Raw genomic sequence first — 24997 nt, 5'->3', positions numbered from 1 at the left:
CCCCGTAACACAGAGCTGCCGTAACGGCAGCTTTTTTTTGCGATGTCGCAAAACGAATATGCGGATGGATTGTCCTACATATGCCGGATCAAGATGATAAGTACGTGGATGGAGTGAATAGGATGCTACCGGAAAATAATTTCAACAGTAATTGCAACATATACTTCTTATAACAACATTATGGAATTCCAGACTTTGGTAGACGACCCATATCGCGGTCTACGTTTTCGTATACACCTAGAGAATAACGATTTTATCGTCAGGCTCCTAAAGACCGAAATAACGAAAGAAACAAAGGAGATCAAGATCCTGTTAGACGGCATGCCGAAAACACTACGCAAAGACGATCTGGGAACCTGGCAGGTGGAGGGCATTGCAACGGAACAACATTTCGCAAGAGCCATTTGGAATTGTATTAGCTTACGCTACCGGATATAAGTACCCTGATACCCGGTAGTACTTTTATCAAAGCTTCTCCTACCCCACATGTAAGCTATCCTGCTCATTCTTTTCTTTCCGATCTTGCTTTTTGATGTAGAGATTTTCAACCATCACCATAACAATAACTAATATCGGCGTTGCCAAAACAACACCCCAACCGCCTAACCATACACCCATAAATACTTGTGTGATGATTAGCAATGCTGGAGGTGTCTCAATGAGCTTTTGCTGCACGAGAGGCATAACGAAACTACTTTCTATAAGTTGCACCAAGCAATAAAGTAGAATCACCCATAGTGCGGTTTCTGGCGATTGCGAGAGGGCGACTAGCGCTGCAGGAATGATTGCGATAACGGGGCCGAAATTAGGAATGAAGCTTAGAAGTCCTGCTATAATAGCCAATATTAACCAGAGATTGACACCAAGGCATACCAGTCCAATAGCCGTTAACACGAAAACTACCAACATAGAGAACAGCATCCCCTTTAACCAGGCTTTTAAATTCCCACTGATCAGCTCGATGATCTCGCTTCCCTCCCTCCTAGCGCCGGCAGGCAATAGCTTAACCATTCCTTTTTTATACTGTACAGGACTTGCGGTAAAGAAGACTCCAATAAAGATAACGACGTAAATATCACCCAGAAATCCAAAGGAGCTGTTAAAGAATTTTGTCAGGTAGGGTGTGACTTTTTCCATGGTTTGGCTAGACTTGACTTCCTCGAAAATCGATTTCACCTCTTTATTCTGCTGCACATAAGCGGATGCATCATCTATAAACTTCGGAAGCTGTTCGGCAAATGAGGTTGCTTCCTCAGCAATTCTCGCGCCTACCAAAGCAAACAGCCCTCCTAAAAATAGTACAGTGATTCCTACAGATAGTGATAGGGAAAACTTTTTGGGAACTGATAAGCGTCTTCTAAGCAACCCGGCCAATCCGTGGAAATAAACAGATAGTATCGCGCCTGCTAGAATCAAGAATAGCACGTTTACCGCCTTCCAAAGAAGAAGCAGTACAACAATGACGGATGCCGCAATGGCGACAGCAGTCCAAACTTTGGTCGTGAAACCATTTTTCGGGGAATCTGGGTTTTCGTATGTGTTCAAATTAAATAGTGTTAATTGAGCGTTTAATGTGTGTCTACCATTAACAATGATCCACTAAAAAAGTTTATATAGCGAAATAATCGAAAAAAACAACCCTTTTGGCACGCATATTGCACGGGTGTGGATAGGTTAATAATTGGTTTGGTAACCCTTCACGCCGCCCGGTTGTGGAGGGTTCCGTTTTTTATATCGTTTCGTGATTCCTGATTATGACATCGCTGACGACATAGGTCATAACTCGAATCGCTCCACTTCCACGCGTTTCCAGAGCGTCCGCGCTTTAGCATATCATCATGAGATGGAACTGTTCAATTGCTATACACAATAACGTATTGAAGTCGATAGCTAAGCTTAAAAGAAATCCCCACTTCAGCGGTTGAAGCAGGGATTATCTATCATTTTTACTAAGAGTCAATATTCCTGTAAAACATATCACTGGTTTTTTTGTAATTGACTCAACAATTTCCTCCGCAATCTTTTCTTTACGAATAGATAAAACTGGATTACATTGATGCCTACAATAAGGCCATATAGTATATGCAAAACGATCATGTCTCTAATTTAAGTAAAAAGAATATCAAAATGAATTCCTTTGCAGCTGAAGCATTTTGGAATTTATTCTAGTTGATCAACCATACAAAGTTAATTCTCCCCGCTCTACAAAAACAGTAGTGAGCGTTTTTTTTATTTATAAAGAGTGCAGCGAAATTTAAGTCGAATGACGGATTTGCCTAGCTAGAAAAAACCTGAAAATAAAAAAAACGGAATGTTCCTACAAGTTGTTCAATAGATAGAAGTACTAATAACACATTAAAATTCAAGACTATGAACAATCAAGGAAAGAACATAGACGACAAAACCATCTATTCTGACAAAGAGAAGGACAAGTCTAACGAACAAAAGAAGGAAGATCAAAAGCACGATAAAGACGAAAAAGGAATTGATTATATTCCACCTACGCCAGAACCTGCTACAGATTCTTCAAGACGGCATGATGATCCAATCCGTGATCACAACCCAAGTGTACTATAATAGGTACCAGTAGATAAACAAAAGGTAGCAGCGCCAGCGCGTGCTGCCTTTTTTCATAATTGACCAAAAAGGAATAGCAGCATTCCATATTGTATCGGCTGATTGTATTCCTGTAATGAAAAAACATATGAACGCTTCAAGACGAGATTTCATTCAAAAGTTTGCCCTATCGGCAACGGTACTGCCTATGTTATCCAGTGTTTCTGCTGCACCCGCGCTACAATATTTGGAACAAAAAGACGGGCCTGTGCTCCGCGTAGCATTGATGGGTTTAGGTGGTTACGCCCAACGGGTAGCTGAGGCAATGCAGTCTTGTAAGCGCGCTAAAATAACAGGCTTAATAAGTGGAACCCCTTCTAAACTCAAGGAGTGGGGAGATAAATATAAGGTGCCTGAAACATCTCGATATAACTACGACAACTTCGACAAGATCAAAGATAATCCGGAGATAGATGCCGTGTACGTAATCACGCCCAATGCCTTGCACCATGACCAAGTAATTCGCGTAGCAGCAGCCGGGAAGCATGCTATCTGTGAAAAGCCATTAGCCATCTCGGCTAAGGAAGGACAGGAAATGGTTGATGCCTGTGCAAAAGCTAATGTGAAGCTTTTGATTGGCTATAGAATGCGGTTTGAGCCTAATACGCTGGAAGTCGTTCGGTTACGTGAAACGGGTGAAATGGGGAAAATAAAATTCTTTCAGGGACAGACGGGCTTTGTCGCGGGCGACCCATCACAATGGCGATTGAACAAAGCGCTGGCTGGCGGTGGATCGATGATGGATATAGGCATCTATGCTATTAATGGAGCACGCTACATGATAGGCGAAGACCCGATCTGGGTGTCTGCGCAGGAAACCAAAACAGATCCCGTGAAATTTAAAGAAGGTGTAGATGAAACGATTCAATTCGAAATGGGCTTCCCAAGTGGCGCGGTAGCATCATGCCTTTCCTCCTACAACATCAACCATTTAGATCGATTTTTTCTGAGCGGTGATAAGGGTTTTGCTGAAATGTGGCCCTCGACAGGATACGGCCCCATCAAAGGGCGCACGCACAAAGGAGATATTGGAAAGCCGCACACCATTCATCAAACTACGCAAATGGATGCGATGGCATCGATCATCTTGGATGGCACGAAGCCGCATTTACCGGTAGACGGCATAGTGGGTGTGCAGGATCTGAAAATTATTGAAGCTATTTACGCGTCGTGCAAAACAGGTAAACGTCAAACATTAGATCTGGGCTAAAGGGCAACACAATCAGTCTTCAGGCTTGGTTTATTAACTTTCAGGCGACTACCGATAGAAGAATTGATCGATCAAGGACATAAACGCGTCTTCGTCGGTTTCATATCGTCGCGTTAGCGTGCGCCAGGTCTTTTCATTAAATTGCAACTCATTGCCGAAACTATCGCTATACAGATATTTATCAAAGATATCTTTCTTCAACGATGCTTTATCTTTTCCAGAGCTGTATTCCAATGTACCATTAATGGTTTTATTGAAGCTGGTTTTAACGCCATCCATTTGCTCTGCGATCTGCTCATGACCAAAGATGTCTTTCCCCTTTTCAAGCTTATACCCTTCATTATCCTCGATAATTAATTTGTTAAAAATATCGATGCTGTATTTAGCGACGTAACCTTCCCCGCGCCGATTTTCCTGTATTAACTGATAAAAAAGCTCTCGCTTCCTTTTCTCATTTCCCAGTATGCCTGGATAAGTGGCATTGAGGTATTTTTTCTCTAACGTTACTTTGTTGTTTCTACTGTCGGTAAAAGTGAGATCGTCGAACACATTCTTTTTGAAGCTCGATTGATAGTTGCCGTCTCTAGATTGATAATCTAAATCGCCAAAAATATCGCGTTGTATGGCTGCCAACTGAGCAAACATGCTGAAGGCATGCAGAAGAAAGATACTGAGGAGAATGATCTTTTTCATAATGATCGATGAGTTTGTGTTCGTGTAAACTGGGATATTACCTATTTTCTTTACGAGATTTGATAGACAATATACCTCAAAGGTTTAAAAAAATCATAAAAAATGCACCATTCAATTTCTCGAATGGTGCATATTGAACTTCATTTCACTTTGTTCATCAAAAACAAACACAGTAAAATATTACTTTTAAAGCGTCCCTAGTTTCATGATGTAATCTACCGTTTCTTTATTTAACCAACTTTTCAAGGTGCTCGAAAACTGATCAATCATTTGTTGTCTGGTCATCACCTTCACCTTTTTGGAGTCAAACACTTTCTTATCTAGTGGCACGTTGGCACTTAACTCTACCTTACTTGCGAAATACGAAACGTGTTGGCTAGGCACAACTAATCCTAAAATAATGCCTGGCAAACCGCTAATGGATTCTGGGCCGCCACTTACGGGCATCTCGGTGTTGTAATACGCCACAACGTAAACTGAATCTGGCGTTATCCCGTTGGCACGCCTGCAGGAATAGCCTGCTATTTCTCTATATTCATTGGTAATCCGCCACTTCACCTTCTTTACGGTGTCTTGGATAATTACCTTTTCGCCCATCAAGTCGTTATACCGCTTGTATTCTTTCGTTTTCAAATTGGATAGCGTTACCGCGTCAAAATCCAACGCAAACATCATGATCAGCTGCTGCGTCATTTGATCGAGGTCTACTTTCTGGGGCTCGAAAAGGGTCTCCGTATCATTAAATTTAAGCGTCTTTTTAAGGACAACTTGTTGGGGAATCCTAGGCAGCATGTTTTGAAATTGACTGCGCGAACGGTCATCTGCCTTATCGATGAATTGCTTCGTTACAATGTTTTTCATGTACATGGTCTTGTCGTAGGTAATGGTCCCCGACTTCGAAAACATGCTGTATTGCGCCTGTGCAGTATGCATGGCAAACACGGCAATACAAAAGGAAATATATAGTTTAATTTTCATAATAGATCTAGTTAACAAACATTTTTGCGAAATCCCAAGATACCTTGAGCATGTAGTAGCGGCGGATGGTATCAAATCTTCGTTGTGTAAATACCGAATTTACGGCCGACCGGCTGAAGCCGCGGTTTTGGTTAAGCACATCGTTGATCATAAAGTCCACGACTAACGATTCGTTTTTCAAAAACTTCTTGCTTACGCCCGGGTGAATAAGAAACTGTTCAAATTTCTGATCGAAAGCCTGTGTAGGGGCTTCATATGTGTAATTATAATTAGCGTATACTTTCAACGTTTTAGTGAAAAAATATTCCACACTACCATCAGACCCGAAGACGAAACCATTACTATTAATATCCGTTTGCAGGCTCGACTTCATCAATCGGTATTGCGGACTTAAGCTCACATTGAAATTTAAACCTGTTTTTGTATCCCGAATAATGTTGTAAGTAAAATTAAAATTCGTTGTGTTCACCTGATTTAAATCGCCATTGAAAAAGTTGTAATTTTTGTTCCAATTGAACGAAAGTTGCGGTGAGTTTCCTAATCCTAAATCTTTATCGATCTTAAAATAGTGTCCGGCCCAGGCGTTAGCATTGACGTTAGTCTCGCCCTCGATATTGTTCCATTCGTAGAAATTGACACCTCTATCGATATTAATGTTTTGTGAAATCGGGTCTTTTTGTAACACAACGTTACCACCAAGGTAAATATAACTTCCTGTGAGGAGTTTGAAGGAATTGTAACCAGCATTGAACGAGTTGCTGAACGACGGCTTCAACGCCTCATTACCAATATATTGATTTAAAGGATCGCTGTTGTCCAAAATCGGTTGAATCTGGCTTAATGAAGGCAACTGATTTCGTCCATTGTAATTAAACCATAATACTTTGCTCTTCGTAAAGGAATAGCTTCCGTTTAACGACGGATTATAGGTGAAAAACGTTCTCGACAGTTCATCCTGGGTGTTATTATTAAATTGGTTTAGCTTGTCGTTGTTCAAGCTGTTGCTCAAGTTAGCACGAAATTTATCAGTCGTGTAATTTAATGCTACTTTATAATTGCTACTCAAACGGTCAAATTCGTAATCGTTACTGAAGCGTTCATCGAGCTCGTTATACTCCCCGCTGGCCGATTTATTGAAAGACTGTACTAAAGAAGAATTTTTATTACGTTCGATACCGCCGCCAAGGGACAAGTTCAATACTTTTGAAAGAGGCTCTGTATACGTTAAGGACGCGCGCTGATTTTGCGATGTTTGTAATCTGTTTTTCACTTGATCTGTTATAGAATCCGTATTGGTGAAACTATTTTCCACACGGCTAAACAGTGTACCGCCCCCGTCATTTTCATCACGGCTCACTTGCCCGTTAAACGTAAAGGACCGCCCCTTCTTCATAAATTTATGCGTATATAAGGCGTTGATTCGGAATGAGCTCACATCTGCCTCAGTCATTTCCCTACTGTTATTGGTAATAACGGGTTGCATATTCGCATCCAGCTGTTGGGATTGCAGATCGTTAACCGTCCATAGATTTTTCTTTGTTGCATTTCCGGCTATCGTTAAGCTATTTAGGGAATCCAAGTTCAGATCATATTTCAAATTTACTCGGTGCTGGTCGTTCTCCGTATCAACATTCTTAGACATGTTGTTATTGATGATACCGCTCATGATAGTCTCTTCCCGACCATCACTGCTGATACGCCCGTATTTATAATTTAGATTTACTTTATGCTTATCCTCATTAAAACGATCGGAATAGGTAACACCCGTGTTGATTGCATTCGGAACACCGACAACACCTTGCCCAGAGAAAGGATCTTGCACATTGGTAAACCAAGTGCTCCCATCATCACCGTAGGTAACCCCACTGTCGCCACCAAATTTTTCCGCGTCTTCCCGGCCCAAGCTTGTCGTTGCGTTATTACCAAAAAGACTATAGGCAGATATTTTTTGGCTGCCTTTGAACTTGTTGATCATTAATTGCCCCATGTAGAATTCGTCGGTTCCACCGCCTAGCAAGGCTTTTCCAAACAATCCATTTTTGGCATCCTCTTTCAGTTTCACATTGATGGTTTGCTCGCGCTGGCCATCGTCTACACCGGTCCGTTCAGCCTGTTCAGACTTCTTCTCGTATACCTGCACTTTATCTACCATATCCGAACGCAGATTGCGGGTAACCAGCGTGGGGTCGTCACCAAAAAATTCTTCGCCATCGACCAACACCCGCTTCACTGTTTTTCCTTGCGCGGTAATATTTCCAGCGGCGTCCACCGTGATACCGGGCAATACCTTTAACAAATCTTCCACCTTTGCATTTTTCTCCACCGTAAAGCTTCCGGCGTCATATTCCGTTGTGTCGCCATTGATTTTGATTGGGATGCGCCCAGTTACGACAACTTCCTCCAGCAATTGAGCTGTGCTGGTTAGGCCTATGGAAAGATTTTGATAGGCTGTTTTAGGGACAATCTCCGTATAGAAATCGCCGTATTTAGGGTAGCTCGCGATCAGCAGATAGGTGCCTGTATCTGGTTGAGCCATCGAAAATGATCCGGCTTCGTCCGAATACGTAAAATCAACGAGGATCGAGTCCTTTGCCGTAATTAGCATCAGCGTCGCGTTAGTTAGTTTTTGGTTGTCAATCGCATCGGTCACTTTTCCCGATAGCTTGCTTTGCGCATGGAGCGAAAAACTAAGCACGCTCAAGAGCAAAAAGACAAGATGTCTCTTCATAAGGTTAAACATTCAATTATTTTATAATACACACTATTTACGGGTATATGTCGATGAAATAGAGAGAATGTTACAGGTTTACAAAAAAAGATAAAAAATAGTAGAGCGTCCGCTTAAACAGCACATAACTGCATAAGCAATGTCCCTATAAAACAAAATTCGCCAGATATTAATCTAGCGAATGTGTTTTATATGGTTAAACGTATCTAGCCGTTATTTTTGATTTCGTCTAATTGCGCCACCTCTTTTAGATCAAAAGGTGTTTCTTGATAGACGAAATAATTTAGCCAGTTATTGAATAACAGGTTGGCGTGTCCCGTCCAACGCACGACGGGCGGATTCTGTGGATTGTCCTGCGCGTAGTAATTGTGCGGAACATCAATTTCGAGCCCCTTCTCCACATCGCGCTGATATTCCTCGTGCAATGTAAGAGGCGCATATTCAGAATGTCCAGTCAGATAAAATTCACGACCACCCCGTGTTGACACGATAGCCACACCCGCTTCTTCGGATTCCGATAGTATACTAACCGCATCCTTACCCTTTAGATCTTCTTTTAAAATCGTCGTATGCCGGCTATGTGGAATGTAAAATTCATCATCAAAACCGCGGAATAGCGGGTTTTTCTTTTCCGTGGCGTTATGCTTAAAAACACCGAAAAGCTTTTCTCGTAGAGGCACTTTTTCTACAGCATGAAAATGGTATAAGGCAGCTTGTGCAGCCCAGCAGATGTACAAAGTAGATGTTACGTGGCTTTTCGCCCAGTCGAAAATCCGGGTAATTTCCGCCCAATAACTCACTTCTTCAAATTTCATCATCTCTACCGGCGCGCCGGTAATAATCATACCGTCATAGTAATTATTCTCGATCTCACTAAAACCTTTATAAAACATTTCTAAATGTTCCTGCGGTGTATTTTTAGGCGTATGGGTGTCTAAGCGTAAGAATTCCACCTCCACCTGTAGCGGCGTGTTGGATAACAAGCGTACAAAATCTGTCTCCGTAGAAATCTTCAAAGGCATCAGGTTCAGAATCAACATACGCATTGCTCTAATATCTTGCGCATTGGCACGGAGATCCGTCATCACAAATATATTTTCTTCCTTTAAAAGCTCTATGGCCGGTAAATTGCTAGGTATCTTGACAGGCATATCTTCTTCTCTTTCTAGTAGATTTAGGCAAATCTAAAAAGAATATACCAAATGTTACCATACAAACCTGACATTATAAAGGCATTACAAAAAAAATCAAACTTATATGACCTTATTTACATTGTGAAAGTGGCGATCTGGCTTTTAGCGATGGGGTTCGCACCTGTCTAAGAAAATTGTTTGCATTCAACATTTGTCCGTTTCGTGGAATAACAAGGTGCGCATTCGCCAGCTGAATCGAGAGATCCAGTCAAGCGGAATGCACACCTGATCTTTTATACTAGTCCTCTAATTCATCTGCCAGCACCAGGCGGCAGAATTTCATGATCGGGCTGTCTTCATCCACTATCGACATCGGACGTTCTTCATCGGTGGAAGTGAAGGTTGGATGTTCGGCTTCTGCCGGACGTTCCACCCGGATATCCGGAATATGCTCCCCCTCTTTATCAATGCTGGTGATAACGAAGCTGTCCGTATCCTTTTCAGCGATCTCATAATGGAATAATATTTCTTTACCTGTATCTGTGTATACTACTTGTGATTTCTTTTCCATGTTTCGCTTTTTTGGTTTATCTTCAAAAGAACAGTAAAATGGTCACCATAGTTCAATTAGGTACAAAAAAGATGAATTAACCCTATCCGAATTTTAAACAATTTAAAAGCCTTTAATCTTTCTTAAACTCGGGAATCTTTTTGATTTTCGGTTTTTGGAGGTCGCATCTGCTGTACGTAGATTAGCATCATATAAAGACAGAGAACTAACACTATATTTAGTTATTGTAAACAAATTATTAAATATTATCATCTTCATAACTTAATTGGCGCTTTAGCTAGGAAATATGCAGGTTTGCGACAATCCAAGGACAATCTGTAATTTATAAATACTAAACATTGTTTATATTTGCGCTACTATAAAAACATACGATGGAAACAACAGAAAGCAATAGCATACAAATGGTGGTTTGCGATATGGCAGGCACAACAATAGACGAAGATAATATAGTTTATAAAACTTTGCATCAAGCCATTAATCAATTCGGATACAATTTTTCGCTGGAGCACGTGCTAACATACGGAGCTGGTAAAGAGAAAAAGCAGGCGATTGAAAGTATCATCGGCACGATCGAGCAACATCCTGACGAGGACCGCATCACTGAGATTTTCGATTTATTCCTAGCACTATTGGAGGAAAAGTACGACAATGCGTTGATCACTCCACAAAAAAATGCGCCTGAGTTTTTCACGGCGCTCAGAAACAAAGGTGTCCGCGTGGTATTGAACACGGGTTATAATAGACGAACAGCGGAAAAATTAATCAATAAGTTGGGTTGGAAAGTAGGTGTTGATATTGATGCGCTTGTCACTGCTGATGATGTGCCCAGAAACCGCCCGCATCCTGACATGATTCTCCATGCCATGCAGCTATATAATATCCCATCGGGAGAGCAGGTAGCCAAAGTTGGTGATTCTAAAATTGATATTGCCGAAGGGCAAAATGCCGGCTGTCGCTTAAGCATAGGCATCACCACGGGCGCGCATACAAAGGAACAATTACAATCCGCAAATCCAACATTCATCGTTGACAATTTGATGAGCATCTTACCGCTATTAGACTAACAACTATTATGGCAAACGAAAAATACGACCTTATCGTGATTGGCGGCGGCATCTTAGGCACCTTTCATGCATATCATGCTCTTCAGCGCGGCCTTAACGTCTTGCAATTAGAGAAAGACAATTTTCCGGTGGGATCTACGGTACGCAATTTCGGTCAAGTGGTTCCTTCGGGCATGGCCGATCGTTGGTTTGGCTATGGCGTTCGGGGTTTAGAAATCTACAACAGTATTCAGCGCGATTTCGATATTTCAGTACGGAATAACGGTAGTTATTATATCGCCTCGGACGAGCAGGAGCTACAAGTTATGCACGAACTTGCACAGCATTACGCGCACGTTGGTTACGATCATCAACTATGGAGTAAAGAGCAAGTATTGGCGAGGTTTCCAGATTTACGGGCAGACTATGTGAAAGAAGCGCTCGTGTTCCCGCAAGAACTCAGCGTGGAGCCTGATTTGATGATACAACGTCTGCATCAGTACCTGAAACAGAAATTTCCAACATACACCCTGCATTATAATCATACAGCGTTGCATTGCGAAACTACACAGCAATCTGCCGTTGTAGCATGTACAAATAACAAGCGTTTCGAGGCTAACAAAGTCGTGATCTGTAACGGTTATGAGTTTAAATTGCTATATCGCGATTTATTCAATGATAGCGGACTGGAGATAAGCAAATTGCAGATGCTCAAAACGCAACCAATGTCTCAGGTTCGGCTGCCGGGCAATATTTTGACCGGATTAACCATAAGACGCTATGAAAGCTTCGAAGCCTATGCGCCGTCCTTCCGAGAAATGGAAACCCCTTCACATTACGAGGAACTTAAAAAATGGGGTATCCACATCCTTTTCAAGCAAGCGGTGGATGGCAGTATTATTATTGGTGACTCGCATGAATATGCTGCAGGAAACAGGTTGGAAGAGTTAGGATATGGCGTTAATTCTGCTATTAATGCGTTGATGATTAAAGAGGCAAATCGTATTCTCCCGATTTCCGCACAGCAGATCGCTAGCACTTGGGCAGGTTTTTATGCACAGCATAAAAACCATATTGTAGAACATGATATTGATAGCCGGATACACATACGTACAGGTATCGGTGGGAAAGGCATGACAGCAAGTGCCGGCTATGCTGAATACAGTATTGAAAAGTTAATTCATGGGTAAAGGTTGCGCAGACGTTTTTCTATTTACGCGCTAACCTAGTGGGCGCGCGGCATGATCACAGCAATGCAGACTGCGCGCCAATGCGGGGGCATGACAGAGGTTAAACTGCAACTCCTTTTATGGCGTTGTATAGCTTCTTCTACCCTCCTCGCAATCCCTTTTTTTTCCTGCAACAAATCCAAACTTCCCACCAAATTGGAACCGTCACTGCAGTATCTATATCTCCTGCCGGATCATTTTGCTAGTTCCACTCGAGACAATTCGGTAGTACCATGTAGACGCTTTCTCCTGAAATAGATAGCAGACAGTAGCACCCCAACGGCCCCCGCCCCGGCGCCAAGCAAAATCATCGTTTGAAAAAAAATGCCCCAGCTTGCCTGAAATAGACCAAGCTCGCGAATAAGCAACACAAACACGCTGCCTAAGTAGCCTACTGAGTCTGCAACATACATCAAAAAGCCGATATTGCCCTTTACTTTGAACGTCGCCAAAAAACGTTCAAAAAATATGGCGTTAAACGGAATATAAACCATATACAAGCCTAAGCCCGTCAACAGCATCCAAGTGACGCTATCCACCAGTTGCTTTTGAAAGCAATAGGTAACTCCGGCAGCAAGCGCACAGCCAAAAAACAGCGTCATATGTATGTAGGAAAATGCCCGCACATTGCCTTTCACGCAAATCATCAAGCTCATCAGGGCTAGTACGAGTAAAGCTATTAAGGTATCGGTTCTAAAATAGATACCACCATCCGTCACGCCTACATCTGCCCATATCTCCACCTCGAAATTATCTCGAACATCACGAAGGATGGTAAACAAGAGGTAAACAAACACAACCACCAGCAACCCCGGCCAAAAATTCTTTAGAAAGCTGATCCGCTCGTTATGCGTCATAGGCTTCCGCTCTGTCCGCAAAGCTATATCTTCCGCATCGGGTGCTGGAACGCGCTCTAAAATAATAGTGAAGAGCATGAGCGGCAACGCAAATAAAAAGCCCATTACGAAAGGCATCCAAGTTTCAGTTACATGTAGCTGCTCCATGACAAAGCGAGCTAAAGACTTCACGAAGCCGGAAGCAAACACTAAGCTGACGCTCATGACGGCGGCAAGGAACTCTGTTGCGCGTCGACCTTCCAGGTAGGAAAAAACAATTCCCCAAATCATTCCAAGCGGCAAGCCATTGATAAACATGAACAGGATATTGTAAGGTGCAGGTGTAATAGCAAAGCCTAGCAAGGCCATCCAAGCCAGGCCAATCAGCATAAGCAGCTTAAACCCTCGTCTTCGATTGCCCAGCTCAGCGACAAATTTGATACCGTAGAACTTACTAAGCATATAGCCAAGTACTTGCGCAACCACAAGCCAAACTTTGTAGTCTACTCCCAGTAAGGGAAGCTCGGCAAACATCGCTGCAGTAAAAGCCTTTCTATAGGCATACATGCTTGTATAGCAACCAAAGGCGGCAAAGGCTAGCAATAGCATCTGCAGCACATATGGTGCGCGACTTAATTCGATTTTCCGTGAACTGGAATTTTTCATTGTTAGCTTACCATGTTCTTAAGCGCATGCTTACATGCAATCTTCGAAATCCCAAAAGCCCTATTCCAAATTTCCCTCCTCGTGATGTTTCGACGATAGCGCTTTCCTTCTCCCTTTTCTACGACAATATTATCGTTTGATACTATTAAATGCAAATATTCTGATGATAGCACCTCATTCACAAATCTTTCGCCATCATTCACAAGCCGTGTAAACGTCTTTCCAAATAGACGCTTAGCAACCCATCCTAAGTTATTAGCGCGTCGGTTCACCCCTTTGCTTATTAAATGTGTATCGTCAATCATGATTGTCATCAAAAGTTTAACAATACTAAACAATGTATATTAATAAATGCTGCTTCCTATGTTAATAAATCATTAAAAACATATCCTTAAATTTGGTAATGGATCATTTGTTTGGAAGGATCCACAACTTCCTATTTTCACCTATCGAAAGTCTATACGGCGGTGAGGGGATCAAGTTAATGGAATAAAATCATTCCATCCTTTGTGGTCCATCGTTCGGACATTTACTAAAAACTTCTCCAAAATGTCTTTAGGCATGCCTCGGCCTATCTTTAGTAGTTTTCTTTGGTCTACTAAGCTGTACTTTTCAAGCAAAGCGGCTACTATGTCCGGTTGGAGTTCCAGTTGGTTTGCTTTTTTATTCAACGGATAAATAACCAGTAGCATATTTACATAAATATTGGCCGAAATTTTAAGCATCCACTTGTCCAGCTCCCGCTTTTTAAGTTGACCGAGCACAGCATCAGCTTGAAGCTTCTCGCCATTTCGCAAAATCACATATCGCCACCTAGAGGCAGAATTAATAAAGACGATGTCTAGAAATCGTGGTGCAGCGCCGAGCATAGATAGCTTGGCCCCTCCCTTTTCGATAAGGTAATAGTAGAGATTTTGGGGATAGCTTTCGTTGTCGAAACGCGAGCGGTCTGTTTTGTCGAAAGGTAGCACTTGTGATTCCTGCATCTCTTCCAAATCAACCAATTTATGAAGCCCTTGCTCAACTGTGGCAGGTCCTTGATCCGGATAGGTATCTACTGGCCGTTGTTCCAAAGGTCGCGGCAACAAATCGGCAACACGTTCTGCTTGCATATTCATACGCTGTTGTTTTGAAGCAAAATTTTCGACCCTATGCTCTGAGGTACTGCTATTTTCGCCCTTAAGTAGAGGCACATGGTAAAGGAGACCAAGCTTATGTCGGTGCAAAAGTGTAAATGCATAGAAAACAGTAACCACTACAATGGTAGGCATATAATACAGCAGATAGTGCAAAACTATGTCTTGGACAATATCGAGTGCCTCGCCTATTATAGCGATCATCGTGAGATGCACGACGTATATAGGTGTGAGGGCGAATAAGAAATAAAGGGGAGAGGCATTCCATTTTTTAAAACGTGTAAATTTACCGTTCGAGTGAGGTGAGAAATGGATTCTGATATAAGAAATCCAGAGTGCGTACCCGGTGAGTGCACCCGTAGTGAGCACGGTAGCCAGCCAAAATCGAAAGCTTCGAAGCGGTTGCGCCAAGGTGCCTGCGGAAGCGGTTAGGTTGATCAACAATGCCAATAAGAAAGCTAACAAAAAAACATAACTGAACTTCATAAAATAATCCGTGCAATACTTGGTTAACACTTAAAATCTTAGCGATTTTATTCAATACTCTACCTGCCTAATATATACAAAATAACGAATAACGACAAAGAATCTAAACAAGTTCATAAAAAAAACAAACACCCAAGAACATCTATCGACTACCACCAAAAGAATACAAAAATATTAAGCGGTTCCATAAACTGTAAAGAAACTGCATATCAATCATTTTTTAAGAGCCTACTATGGATCAAACTTACCATATTAGCCATCTTTTGACAAAACATCTTCGTAGAACTGAGAAAAAAGCGAGTCTTTTATAGATACGTTAATGAGGACTAATAGGGCTTGAATCTAGTTAAGAGCGGAATAGCCTGCACATAGCTAATGATAAAACAGCTATAGAACGAGCTTACCATAATTGCATGAATTTATAATGGTTGCTATACTTGGCGCCAAAGAACTATACCCTATCCATTTATTTAGCAAATCTGCTTATGGAAAAAAGCTTTTATCATGTACTCTCAATACACTTCAAGGAAGTGCCATATATTAAGCAACGGGAACCGTTTAAACCGACTATACGTATGAAACATGCAAAGACTAGCTTTTGGTTAGGAACTAATAATCAGCAAGCCATCTTGCAAGAGTTTGATGGACAGCATGCTTACTTACAGCTGCTTGAAACCAACATTCGATCTCCATTATCCTTATCAATTGCAATAACACGTCCCGATCTACATGCGCTGTATCTGCTGACGGCAGATGAGCCCATCAGTCTGTTTCCTGCCATCCTACCCGATCCTGGCATCCTATCTGTCGGGGAAGCGTGCTTCTTGTATCTTCCGAAAGGTGATTTCAGCGTATACCTTGGATCTGGGCAAAGCCAGCTATTTATTTTTGCCTTTCGCGCTACACTTTTCCGAAAAGAGAGTGATCACCCCTATGCTTTTATAAGGCCTTTAGTCCATGCCTACCGCACACAAGCTACAGCCGCTGAAGCAACATCCCCCTACCGCATTGATAAGCGTAGTGAGGATCTTATTACCCGACTATGTAGTTCGCTGCATTCCCGTCGTCTCGGCAACGATCAGTACATCCTGGGTAAAGTGATCGAGCTGATTCAGTTTGCCCATGAAGCGATCTCCGCAGCGCGAGGCACGCAACAACATGAAAAACGTTTGGCTAAAGAAGCCTATACCCTTTTGCGGCACTATGTAAATGAAGAAGGGCAACAAGTACGCATCACTCGACTCGCAAAAGAATTAGGATTAAGCGGCCGATACATTCATCAATTGCTACGTACCTACTACGGACAGAGCGGACAAAAGCTAAAGGAACAGCTCTTGTTAGAAAAAAGCAAAGCACTACTTTCCGATGGTTATACGGTAAAGGAATGTGCCTATAGTTGCGGTTACAGCTCTATGGAGGCTTTTCATCATTTCTTCAAAAAACATATGCAAGAAACTCCCAGCAACTACCGCGCGCGGCGCCTTAGAAAGTGTAACTAATCTGCTTTTCGCAAAGCCTTGACGGTATCTTGCAGCTGCTTTAAATGGCGCTGCGTATGGTAGATATTAAACCACAACCACTCCAACCGTGTAAAGGCGCCGTATTCCGGAATTTCGTAATCGGTGCAAGTATGTGTTAGATCATGGTTATCAATCACATCAATACTTTGCCGAATCCGGAGCTCTAGCGCACCGAGAAGTTTCTCCTTGTCTATTCTTTTCTCCGTAGGGAGCACGCCCTCGGGCGATTCCATCTTTATATCGAAATTTAGGAAGGTAGATTTGATTTCAGGAATACGGGCATCAGGCTCCCGCTCGGTTTCGCGGCTGTTGCCGTTCATCGTATCTACAGAGGCATACGATTTCCGGATATGATCGCCTATTTGCCCTGGAGACCAGCCGCCATCGGCAGGCTTTGTGTTTAAAACCTCTTCATCCAAGTTTTTAATAATGTCGACAAAAGCATCGCTCACCTCTTCAAAAGCCTCTGCTGTTTTATATTCCATCATAGCCATATGTTTTAAGACAAAAACAATGCTGTCCACGCTTTGTTTGCATATCGCACTATCCGCGCGAAAACTTCTTTCCAAACTATCATTACCCAGCTTCCAATCTAATCAGCAATACAGCCTGCTACCTTCCTAATTTTGTAAAGGCCATTGAGTCAACAGATTCATCCAGCCCTATGAAAACGAAAACAGGAATAGCATGAAAAGGTATCGTAAGAAATTTGCGTTATTCCGGCGCCGCGCGCCGGACAATGGGTTAACCAAACAGTGGGTTAGCAGCTAATGCGCTGTGCGATGTAACACATCGCTGGATATTAAACAAGAATGGTAACTTAAGTTCGCACTGACCTAAAAGTGCATATTTAGTTTATGGCAACAATAAAAACAAGCTGGCTACGGGCCAGCATACTTTTCAGTATCTTAGTATTTGGTGTATTTTTCGCAGTGAAAGCGTTAGAGGTGGCAGCAAGCGAATCGCAAACACAAAATTGGTTTATTTATACGGGTGCAGACCAAAGCTTGGGAGAAATAGAAAACCCTGATAACTACCAGCTAGCGGATGAGCAGCCGCCATGTGAAGGTGGTACCGAACTGTGTTCGATAGCAGCAGCAAACGATGGCAACGACAGACCCGTACTAAGCAGCCCCTTGGTTAATCACATTTTAAGCACCATACAAACTCGAGAACCTTCTGAAAGCGTTAAGCTACAAAATTAGGTGCTATTAAGCGGAGGGCCCATACGGGGCCCTTCCTATTTACCGCAGATTCTGTTCAATTCCACTATACCTAATGGCCTCCAACGGTATAGGTAACGCATAGCCCGAGCTATTAGGCTCCAGGCTGTAAAGCTGCCCATTGAGCCTACGTTGCAGCACAATATTTTCCCCATCCAAATTACGCCTGCGAATATCGCTCCATCGGCGGTTTCTATAGATCAATTCCTTTCTACGCTCGCTTTGTACAAGCGACAAAAGCTCCGTAGCGGAAACTGCCGTGTTTGGGATGCCTGTAGGCATATACCGCATCCGCAAATAGGGATTCAGCCATTCCCGACTTGCTTCCTCCCGGTTTGTTCGTAGCGCAGACTCTATGCAGGTAAGATATATTTCGCTCGTGCTTAGTCCTGTGAATTGTGAGTTATTTGCTTGAGTGAAGCTTCCCTTAAAAACCACATCCGCATCTGCATTAAATTGAAAATAGCAGCGCTTTCGGTAATCCGCATCGGTGTAAGACGTGTAAAGCACAGAGTCTACGATAGAACGCTGGGGTGCAAGAAAATCGCTAAATCGATAGGTGTAGTGAATCACTTCAATATTATACCTATCAAAGGGGAGCGCCGCCGTATGATCTATCGTCGCAAAATCTAACAACGTACTTTCCTCCTGTAATACAAGTTGAGAAAACGCAAATGCCCTTTCATAATCGCCAATATCAAAGGCTACCCTAGCCTGCAGCCCCCTGGCCGCGCGTTTCGATGGTCGGGACTGCACAGCGGTGGTCGATGGCAACAGATCGACAGACATAGCTAAATCTTCAAAAATCTTGCGGTAGGATGCCCCTACTGTCGCTCGTGGAAATGAGATATTTACATCAGCCGTGGTGCGTAAGGGAACGCCTAACGCATCCTCATTTCCACCCACCCGATAGGGCATGGCAAATAGCGTTAAGGCTTCAAAAAAAGCTAGGCTCCGGTAAAACAAGGCAGTTCCTTTGATCTCATTATATTCAGTTGGGGTTAAATTTTCACGAAGTTCTTCCACCCTTTCCAATACAACATTCGCATAATAAACTTCCGTGTATATGCCCGACCAGCCAACCTCGTCGTTTTCCGTAGTGCTGTAAATGTATTTATTTCGCACCATTTCTGAGGTTGAGGCGTTCCAGGTTTGATCCAGCACATAGTAGTTATCTGCCAAATCCTCTCCAGTTATAATCTGCTGATGCATCACAAACTCATTATCCATTAAGGCATATAGTTCCGAAGCTCGGTCAATGGTTGCCAAACTGGCGTCAGGTTTCACATCCAAGTAATTGCTACAACTCGAAAGGAGCCCTAGTAGCGCGAGATAAGTTCGTATATTATTCATATGTATATATTTTTAAGGCTGTTAAAACAGCTTGTATAGATGTTCATATCATGTTTGGTATTGTGCGGCACTAGTATAATATTATGCTGTATTACAAACCCATAGTAAATCCAATCGAAACCGTGCGGGGTAGGCCAATTTCATTTCGCGGCGTCGCCGGGTCTATCCCTATATCATTTGCTCTCCATAATATCCCCACATTGGAGACCAAGGCAAAACACTCTATGTTTTGAAAAAAGCGCGATTTCCCCCATCGGTACGCCACGCGCACATCGTTCAAGCGCAGCACATCTCCACGTTGCACATTTACCTCCGCACCGTTATAAAAGTTATCTCTAAACGAATTCGTTGGGTAGATAAAGGATGGGACGTTCGTATACTGTTCATCCCCGGAAGCCTGCCAACGTGTAGACCAGTCGGCATGTATAGGTCTCCACGTTCCTAGACCGCCCTGCTCCAAGCCAGCACGCCTAAAGAAGTATTGAAATCGAAACCCAATATTCATCGACAGCGAGATATTTTTGTAACGCAGGTCATTGCGGAGTGAGCCAAACCATAGTGGGCGTGCGTTGCCATGCAAAATCAGGTCATCAATAGTCGAATTGTTAATGATATTCCGATAATCCTCGCTAGCCTCTCCATTCAAAAAGCCTATTGGGTTACCCGTTTCGGGGTTTAGCCCGCCCCACGGATAACTGAAAACTGCATACGCCGGGTAGCCTTCTATGGGAGCAACATTCTGTATCGCAGACATCACTGGATTCCGCTCGACCATATACCGTGTTACCATCACTTTATTATAGCTAAGCATCAATGTGCTGGACCATTGGAGGGCACCTTGCAGATTCTGACTTGTCAACGTAAAATCCATCCCCCGCCCCATCAGATCTGCACTGTTCATATTCATCTGCGTAATGCCCGTTGTCGGATCCATCGGTGTGCTACCTATTAAGTCCACCGATTTTTTTTGATACAGATCGATGGAGCCTTTCAGGCGGCTTTTCAATAGTGCAAAGTCCAGCCCTAGGTTGGTCGTTTGCACATTTTCCCAGCGTAACGACGGGTTGGGCGGATTGACAAGGGTTGCAAACCGCAAGCGTCCATATCCGGAAACAGCAGCCCCATACTGCACAGTGCTGAGCGCCGGCACGGTATTGTTCACATTGCCGCTGTGGCCATATGAAATGCGAAGCTTGAGCGTGCTAAATAGTTCATTGTTAAAAAAACTTTCCTTATGCAGGCTCCATGCGCCGCCTATGGACCATAGAGGCGTCCACTTGTTATTGGTTTCGACACCAAATATATTTGATGCATCTCGCCGGGCACTGAGATACAGGTCATACCGATCTGCATAGGTATAGGCCATATTTCCATACAGCGATACGAAGCGATTCGTAAACGACTGTGTGTAAAAACCAGTGGTGCCAATGGAAACCGATCCACCTACGTTTTCATATGTGGGAAAGTTCGAAAGTAAATCAACAGGTATAAAGGTGAGATTTTTCGGGTTATAACCAAATAGTCGGTTCCCATTACCCGTTTGGGTAGATTCCCGCACTTCGGCACCGACCAGCATGCTAATGTTGTGTTTTTTTGCAAATCGCTTCTGGTAATCCAGTTGATTACGCAGCGAGAGGCTTCGGCTGTCGCTAAAGGTTTGTGCGAGAATTCCTCCCATGGGCACGCCATACCGGTAACTACCTTGGGTGCCCGAAGTGTAGCGGTTGATCAGATTTCGCGCCAAGTAGCTGTCCAGATCAGACAACTGATTTCCCTTTCCGTTATTATAGCCCAGTTGACCACTTGTACTGAAGCTGAGTCCGGGCAAAATCTTTACCGTGGCGCCCAGGTTAATGAGCAGGTCATTCGCCAAAGTCCAGTTTTCGCTGCCCCGCAGTTCGTCATAGGGCCGGTAACGCCAGTCCAGCAAGCCCCGCCCTTCCAAGCCATCTAAATAGCGGGCACTGTAGCCGTGGTTTACAGCTAAAGCCTCCCCATTTTCCAGCAATTGCGCATAGGGGTAGATGGGTTGCATGGGGTCGTACCCAAAATTAGATCGTTCGTTGCGCAGCCTGCTAAACATGATTTTACTCTGCACATCAACCCTTTTGCCTAAGGAGATATTGTATGAGCTGTTGAGCGTGATTCGCTCCGTACCATTGTAGCGCAGCGTATGATCTTGCTGATCAAAGCCTGCAGAAAGGTAATAGCCACTGCGCTCGGTGCCGCCACTGATGTTGAGCGCATAGCGCCGATCGACAGAATTACGGTAAAAATAATCCATGTAGTCTTGCCGGATATCGATATCGCGGTAGCGATCAATTTGGGCACGCATAGCATCTTCGGGCAATAGCCCGTCCCTGTTCAGCCGCAGCAACTCAACCACAGGCGAAAGCACCGGCCGCCGCAAATTATTGATCTGGGCATTGTAAAAGCCCTGTTGAAACAGATACATCTCCATATCGATAAATTCGCTGCTCCCGGTTTGCTGGAGTCGAAAAAGATCTGGCTTTGCTTCTACGGAGAAGTTGCTGCTCAGGCTGATGCGGGGAACCTCGCGGACACTTCCTTTCTTTGTCGTAACGACGATAACGCCGTTGCCCGCCCGTGCACCCCAAATGGAGGAGGCCGCCGCATCTTTCAAGATCGAAATGCTCTCCACATCGTTGGGGTTGATGTTTTCTATACTACCTTCATAAGGGAAGTTGTCTAAAATAATCAGCGGTGCCTGTGCGCTTTCGATCGTGCTGATGCCCCGAACGCTGATATTCTCATCTGTACTGTGTGGAAAGTTGTAATTATAGGTGCGACGGTCGAAGGCTACCGCCGTCGTCATATCTTCCAGCCGGTTTAGAATATTAGAACTTGGCGATCGCTCCAGCACTTCTTTTCCCACCACTTCTACCGAACCTGTTAGGCGCTCCCGGCTGATGCTTTGGTAGCCGGTGTTTACCTCCACCTCATCCAATACGTTTTCGCCTTTCAGCAAAAGCACCAACAACTGCGCGGGCAACGTATCAAAGCTACGCGCATAGGGGGCATAGCCGATGTGGGTGACTCGTAGGTGATAAGGTTTTTTAAAAGCCGCAAGGTTATAGCGTCCATTCTCAGGCTTTAGCCAGCGCCCGTTTACCGTGAAACTATAGTCCGCCACGGTTTCCTGCGTTGCGCTATCACGCACGATTAACGTCAAGCTAGTTTGTGCTTGAACCCCTAGCGGTAGGCACAGCCCAAGCCAGACGATGATCCACAGACTACAGCGTACCATGATCCCTCCCTTTTATAACCAATACCTGCATCACATCCTCGGCCGGTACTACGCGCAGCCCTGCCTCTTCTAGCAGCGTTAACAGCTGTTTTGTGCTTAGCTCGGCAGTGTTTTGTTTTGGGTAGTATAGCCCATTTATTAAGGAGTCTGGGTCGATAAGTGGCAGCGATGAAGGAAGCCGGTTGTAGGTATCAAAGACATGGTACATTGGGCTTCGTTCTTCCGCCGCTGCCGCAGTCAGCTTGCCGCCGGGCTGCAAGCGCAAAACGGGTATACGGCGTTCTTCGAGTGCAAAGCTAATGCCCAATAGCTGCTTTATCCCATCCGCCATACTTTCCCATAGTAGAGGCTCATCAGCGTCTAGCGGCGCCACGCTTTCATAGCAGAAGCTGTGTTTGGCCAGCCATTGCAGCTTATTGCCTATGAGCCTATGGTAAGCGATGCGTTCCAGCGTATAATCTGTATTTTCAAAGACAATGCGGTTTAGCGGAATATCATCCAATTGCATGGCGCGCATCATCAACGTCAGGAGGGGTTGATTGTAGTAATATAAGCGTTTTGTGCCTTGCGCAGAGTCGGCAAGCAGTCCTTCTACCGGCGCCGAATCTTGCCGATAACCGCTCAGCAAATTGTAGCGCTTCGGGCCATTTGCCGCTATATTGTCCAGCCCGATCAGCGGTTCGTTAAAGGCATAATCATCTTTGTAATAGTTGACCTCAGGCGTCTTCCCTTGCAGCGCAGTGGCAAACAGCGCGTCATTCATCGATTCGCTGCCGCCTATATGCAGCACTTTGTTATTACGGATAAACACCATATGCGGCAGAGTTTTATGCCGAAAGAACATACGCAGCGCCTCGTCATTGATCACCAGTGGTAGGGATGTATTGGCCACGATATCATTTTTTTTGGAGAAGCTAACGACCTCATTGGCTGTTTGCGTAGTTACTAGCAACAGATTAAGGCGATCGCCATAGGTATTACGCAGGGCTTCGCCATGCTTCATCGAACTGATGCAGCTGCCACACCAGGTACTCCAAAAATCAAGTACTAGCAAGTCACTCCCGGCATAGTCACGCATGGATCGCGTCGTGAGCTTTTGGCCGGGATCTAACATCGCTAAGCTCAGGTTCCAGAACTCCTCCGGAATCTCATCGCCAATGCGTAGCCCGCCGTTTCCCGGAAACCCATCGGCCCCACGATCGCGGGGCTCTTGGGCGACAGCAGCCAATAGGCTACAAAACAACGAAACGAAAAACAGCCCGATGGGCAGGAAAAAACTATGGTCCTTGCTATTCTCCGCACGGCAAATTCTTTGATTGGAGACTGTCTGTCTGCTCGCTTGTTTCACAAGTAGATTGAAGCTGATAGGGTTTAAACGTGCTGCGGTACCGCTTGATGGAGCCACATCATTGGCTTCATAGGGCATGTTGTATGGTTTCTTCTGCGTAAAACGGTTTTCACGCTGGTAGAGAAGCGACTTGTTCACACCGGCGGATCGGCGCCGCTCAGGCGCGGCAGGACGCATGCCCAGTAATAGGTTAAACATTGTTTTCATGATTAGGAAGTTTAAACATGCTATGGTGAGGGCATGAGGCTATAGCCCACGCTGATCAACCTGATAGCATGCAGATAAATAAAAATTCCGAAGTCATTGTAAAAAAGCGGAGTTCATAAGGGTTATAACGGTTTATACTGCAGCTTCTTCGGAAGGATAAAAAACAAAAACCGGCGCCTCCCTATATCAAGTGTATTGGAAATGTTTGCTCAACTCTTGCCGATCAATAAAAAAACTGTTAGATTTATGCTGAAGAAATAATAAACCGTTTGCTTTTATTGACCTATCGACATGAACATATTCTTGTTGTTGAAGTTTATGAAGGCGGCCGGAGACAGACAATCGTCATAGCGGAAGCTTGCTCGAGGGTATTTTGTAGAATATCGAATACGCAGCGCTATCGCAAAGCGTATGGAGCCTTCCCTTTCCTATTGCCTGTTTTTATTGTTCTACCGATCAGTTCGGCGGGCACTTCACGTTCTTATACATAGATTTTGGGTAGTGGGCCTCGGAATATTCCGTGACCAAGTGCGCATGTCTTGTTCCTGTGGTCATCATGTTTAGTATTATAATCTTACGCTATATATATGATCATAAAACGATGTGTACTCGGAAAGCTGAAAAGGATGGCGGTATTGGTGGAAAACCAATAGGGCGAGCCTCAATGCTTTGAACGTGGTACCGTCAAGAACCACCACAACCGAAGCTGTGGCTCCCCAAAGACTAACATGAGACTCGCCCTACTGAACTAGT

The 24997-nt window shown here is 43.9% G+C and carries 20 protein-coding genes; 7 read left to right on the top strand and 13 right to left on the bottom strand.

What is annotated here, in order from left to right; all coding sequences use genetic code 11:
• Positions 1 to 180: 180 nt before the first annotated feature.
• A complete protein-coding gene (locus tag DI53_RS13330) occupies positions 181 to 438 on the top strand; it encodes a hypothetical protein (protein ID WP_037500401.1) in 258 nt (85 codons plus the stop codon).
• A 39-nt stretch (positions 439 to 477) separates the two neighbouring features.
• Here DI53_RS13330 and DI53_RS13325 read toward each other — a convergent pair whose 3' ends face one another.
• On the bottom strand, positions 478 to 1545 hold the full coding sequence (locus DI53_RS13325) for an AI-2E family transporter (protein WP_052072403.1): 1068 nt from the start codon (positions 1543 to 1545) through the stop codon (positions 478 to 480).
• Between the two features lie 825 nt (positions 1546 to 2370).
• On the opposite strand from DI53_RS13325, the gene DI53_RS13320 reads away from it, so the two are divergent.
• Together DI53_RS13320 and DI53_RS13315 are read left to right on the top strand one after the other, a co-directional pair.
• Entirely contained in the window at positions 2371 to 2577 is a 207-nt protein-coding gene (locus DI53_RS13320; protein WP_037500397.1) for a hypothetical protein, read from the top strand.
• Between the two features lie 127 nt (positions 2578 to 2704).
• Positions 2705 to 3826 (top strand): Gfo/Idh/MocA family protein, encoded by a 1122-nt coding sequence (locus DI53_RS13315; protein ID WP_037500422.1) that lies wholly within the window; start codon positions 2705 to 2707, stop codon positions 3824 to 3826.
• A 48-nt stretch (positions 3827 to 3874) separates the two neighbouring features.
• Here the strand turns inward: DI53_RS13315 and DI53_RS13310 are convergent, their stop codons facing one another.
• The 5 genes from DI53_RS13310 to DI53_RS13290 form a co-directional block, all read right to left on the bottom strand.
• Positions 3875 to 4519 carry a hypothetical protein gene (locus DI53_RS13310; RefSeq protein WP_052072402.1) on the bottom strand — a complete coding sequence of 215 codons (645 nt, stop codon included), beginning with the start codon at positions 4517 to 4519 and terminating at the stop codon, positions 3875 to 3877.
• Positions 4520 to 4705: 186 nt separating this feature from the next.
• Positions 4706 to 5497 (bottom strand): GLPGLI family protein, encoded by a 792-nt coding sequence (locus tag DI53_RS13305; protein ID WP_037500394.1) that lies wholly within the window; start codon positions 5495 to 5497, stop codon positions 4706 to 4708.
• 7 nt (positions 5498 to 5504) lie between these two features.
• Entirely contained in the window at positions 5505 to 8225 is a 2721-nt protein-coding gene (locus DI53_RS13300; RefSeq protein ID WP_241462426.1) for an outer membrane beta-barrel protein, read from the bottom strand.
• Positions 8226 to 8431: 206 nt separating this feature from the next.
• Positions 8432 to 9376, bottom strand: coding sequence for a homoserine O-acetyltransferase MetA (metA, locus tag DI53_RS13295; protein ID WP_037500389.1), 945 nt, complete (start codon positions 9374 to 9376; stop codon positions 8432 to 8434).
• A 280-nt stretch (positions 9377 to 9656) separates the two neighbouring features.
• Positions 9657 to 9929, bottom strand: a complete 273-nt coding sequence (locus tag DI53_RS13290; RefSeq protein ID WP_037500386.1) for a hypothetical protein — start codon at positions 9927 to 9929, stop codon at positions 9657 to 9659.
• A 371-nt stretch (positions 9930 to 10300) separates the two neighbouring features.
• Between DI53_RS13290 and DI53_RS13285 the strand changes: the two genes are divergently transcribed.
• Both DI53_RS13285 and DI53_RS13280 read left to right on the top strand, forming a co-directional pair.
• Entirely contained in the window at positions 10301 to 10993 is a 693-nt protein-coding gene (locus DI53_RS13285; protein WP_037500383.1) for a phosphonatase-like hydrolase, read from the top strand.
• A gap of 8 nt (positions 10994 to 11001) precedes the next feature.
• The gene (locus DI53_RS13280; protein ID WP_037500380.1) at positions 11002 to 12162 is read left to right on the top strand and encodes a TIGR03364 family FAD-dependent oxidoreductase; all 1161 of its coding nucleotides are present in this window, start codon (positions 11002 to 11004) and stop codon (positions 12160 to 12162) included.
• Between the two features lie 233 nt (positions 12163 to 12395).
• On the opposite strand, the gene DI53_RS13275 is transcribed toward DI53_RS13280, so the two are convergent.
• The 3 genes from DI53_RS13275 to DI53_RS13265 all read right to left on the bottom strand — a co-directional run bounded on the left by DI53_RS13275 (position 12396) and on the right by DI53_RS13265 (position 15325).
• Positions 12396 to 13703, bottom strand: coding sequence for a DUF5690 family protein (locus DI53_RS13275; RefSeq protein WP_052072401.1), 1308 nt, complete (start codon positions 13701 to 13703; stop codon positions 12396 to 12398).
• Positions 13704 to 13705: 2 nt separating this feature from the next.
• Positions 13706 to 14008, bottom strand: coding sequence for a hypothetical protein (locus DI53_RS13270; RefSeq protein ID WP_131555276.1), 303 nt, complete (start codon positions 14006 to 14008; stop codon positions 13706 to 13708).
• A 171-nt stretch (positions 14009 to 14179) separates the two neighbouring features.
• Positions 14180 to 15325 carry a hypothetical protein gene (locus tag DI53_RS13265; RefSeq protein ID WP_037500375.1) on the bottom strand — a complete coding sequence of 382 codons (1146 nt, stop codon included), beginning with the start codon at positions 15323 to 15325 and terminating at the stop codon, positions 14180 to 14182.
• Between the two features lie 575 nt (positions 15326 to 15900).
• Here DI53_RS13265 and DI53_RS13260 point away from each other — a divergent pair.
• Positions 15901 to 16824: an AraC family transcriptional regulator gene (locus DI53_RS13260; RefSeq protein WP_157836782.1), complete on the top strand. Its 924-nt coding sequence runs from the start codon at positions 15901 to 15903 to the stop codon at positions 16822 to 16824.
• Here DI53_RS13260 and DI53_RS13255 read toward each other — a convergent pair.
• Complete coding sequence (locus DI53_RS13255; protein ID WP_037500415.1) at positions 16821 to 17333, bottom strand: DinB family protein; 513 nt, start codon at positions 17331 to 17333, stop codon at positions 16821 to 16823. The two genes, DI53_RS13260 and DI53_RS13255, sit on opposite strands and share 4 nt — an antisense overlap.
• 369 nt (positions 17334 to 17702) lie before the next feature.
• Here DI53_RS13255 and DI53_RS13250 point away from each other — a divergent pair, with 369 nt between their 5' ends.
• Positions 17703 to 18050, top strand: coding sequence for a hypothetical protein (locus DI53_RS13250; protein ID WP_037500370.1), 348 nt, complete (start codon positions 17703 to 17705; stop codon positions 18048 to 18050).
• A gap of 39 nt (positions 18051 to 18089) precedes the next feature.
• Here the strand turns inward: DI53_RS13250 and DI53_RS13245 are convergent, their stop codons facing one another.
• From DI53_RS13245 to DI53_RS13235, 3 genes are all read right to left on the bottom strand, one after another.
• On the bottom strand, positions 18090 to 19421 hold the full coding sequence (locus tag DI53_RS13245) for a RagB/SusD family nutrient uptake outer membrane protein (protein WP_037500367.1): 1332 nt from the start codon (positions 19419 to 19421) through the stop codon (positions 18090 to 18092).
• Between the two features lie 91 nt (positions 19422 to 19512).
• A complete protein-coding gene (locus DI53_RS13240) occupies positions 19513 to 22689 on the bottom strand; it encodes a SusC/RagA family TonB-linked outer membrane protein (RefSeq protein ID WP_037500364.1) in 3177 nt (1058 codons plus the stop codon).
• The gene (locus DI53_RS13235) at positions 22676 to 24244 is read right to left on the bottom strand and encodes a TlpA disulfide reductase family protein (protein ID WP_037500361.1); all 1569 of its coding nucleotides are present in this window, start codon (positions 24242 to 24244) and stop codon (positions 22676 to 22678) included. Before DI53_RS13235 ends, DI53_RS13240 begins: the two co-directional genes overlap by 14 nt.
• Between the last annotated feature and the right edge of the window lie 753 nt (positions 24245 to 24997).

Source organism: Sphingobacterium deserti (assembly GCF_000757725.1).
GTDB lineage: Bacteria > Bacteroidota > Bacteroidia > Sphingobacteriales > Sphingobacteriaceae > Sphingobacterium > Sphingobacterium deserti.
Note: the sequence above shows the minus strand (reverse complement) of the source record. Positions and strands in the feature narration are given on the sequence as shown.

Bases quoted from the DNA above. Each gene is read 5' to 3' on its own strand.
- DI53_RS13245 (WP_037500367.1), bottom strand. From the start codon at position 19,421: ATGAATAATATACGAACTTATCTCGCGCTACTAGGGCTCCTTTCGAGT.
- DI53_RS13305 (WP_037500394.1), bottom strand. From the start codon at position 5,497: ATGAAAATTAAACTATATATTTCCTTTTGTATTGCCGTGTTTGCCATG.
- DI53_RS13330 (WP_037500401.1), top strand. From the start codon at position 181: ATGGAATTCCAGACTTTGGTAGACGACCCATATCGCGGTCTACGTTTT.
- DI53_RS13290 (WP_037500386.1), bottom strand. From the start codon at position 9,929: ATGGAAAAGAAATCACAAGTAGTATACACAGATACAGGTAAAGAAATA.
- DI53_RS13320 (WP_037500397.1), top strand. From the start codon at position 2,371: ATGAACAATCAAGGAAAGAACATAGACGACAAAACCATCTATTCTGAC.
- DI53_RS13285 (WP_037500383.1), top strand. From the start codon at position 10,301: ATGGAAACAACAGAAAGCAATAGCATACAAATGGTGGTTTGCGATATG.
- metA (WP_037500389.1), bottom strand. From the start codon at position 9,376: ATGCCTGTCAAGATACCTAGCAATTTACCGGCCATAGAGCTTTTAAAG.
- DI53_RS13265 (WP_037500375.1), bottom strand. From the start codon at position 15,325: ATGAAGTTCAGTTATGTTTTTTTGTTAGCTTTCTTATTGGCATTGTTG.
- DI53_RS13315 (WP_037500422.1), top strand. From the start codon at position 2,705: ATGAACGCTTCAAGACGAGATTTCATTCAAAAGTTTGCCCTATCGGCA.
- DI53_RS13235 (WP_037500361.1), bottom strand. From the start codon at position 24,244: ATGAAAACAATGTTTAACCTATTACTGGGCATGCGTCCTGCCGCGCCT.
- DI53_RS13280 (WP_037500380.1), top strand. From the start codon at position 11,002: ATGGCAAACGAAAAATACGACCTTATCGTGATTGGCGGCGGCATCTTA.
- DI53_RS13300 (WP_241462426.1), bottom strand. From the start codon at position 8,225: ATGAAGAGACATCTTGTCTTTTTGCTCTTGAGCGTGCTTAGTTTTTCG.
- DI53_RS13260 (WP_157836782.1), top strand. From the start codon at position 15,901: ATGAAACATGCAAAGACTAGCTTTTGGTTAGGAACTAATAATCAGCAA.
- DI53_RS13240 (WP_037500364.1), bottom strand. From the start codon at position 22,689: ATGGTACGCTGTAGTCTGTGGATCATCGTCTGGCTTGGGCTGTGCCTA.
- DI53_RS13270 (WP_131555276.1), bottom strand. From the start codon at position 14,008: ATGATTGACGATACACATTTAATAAGCAAAGGGGTGAACCGACGCGCT.
- DI53_RS13250 (WP_037500370.1), top strand. From the start codon at position 17,703: ATGGCAACAATAAAAACAAGCTGGCTACGGGCCAGCATACTTTTCAGT.
- DI53_RS13310 (WP_052072402.1), bottom strand. From the start codon at position 4,519: ATGAAAAAGATCATTCTCCTCAGTATCTTTCTTCTGCATGCCTTCAGC.
- DI53_RS13275 (WP_052072401.1), bottom strand. From the start codon at position 13,703: ATGAAAAATTCCAGTTCACGGAAAATCGAATTAAGTCGCGCACCATAT.
- DI53_RS13255 (WP_037500415.1), bottom strand. From the start codon at position 17,333: ATGATGGAATATAAAACAGCAGAGGCTTTTGAAGAGGTGAGCGATGCT.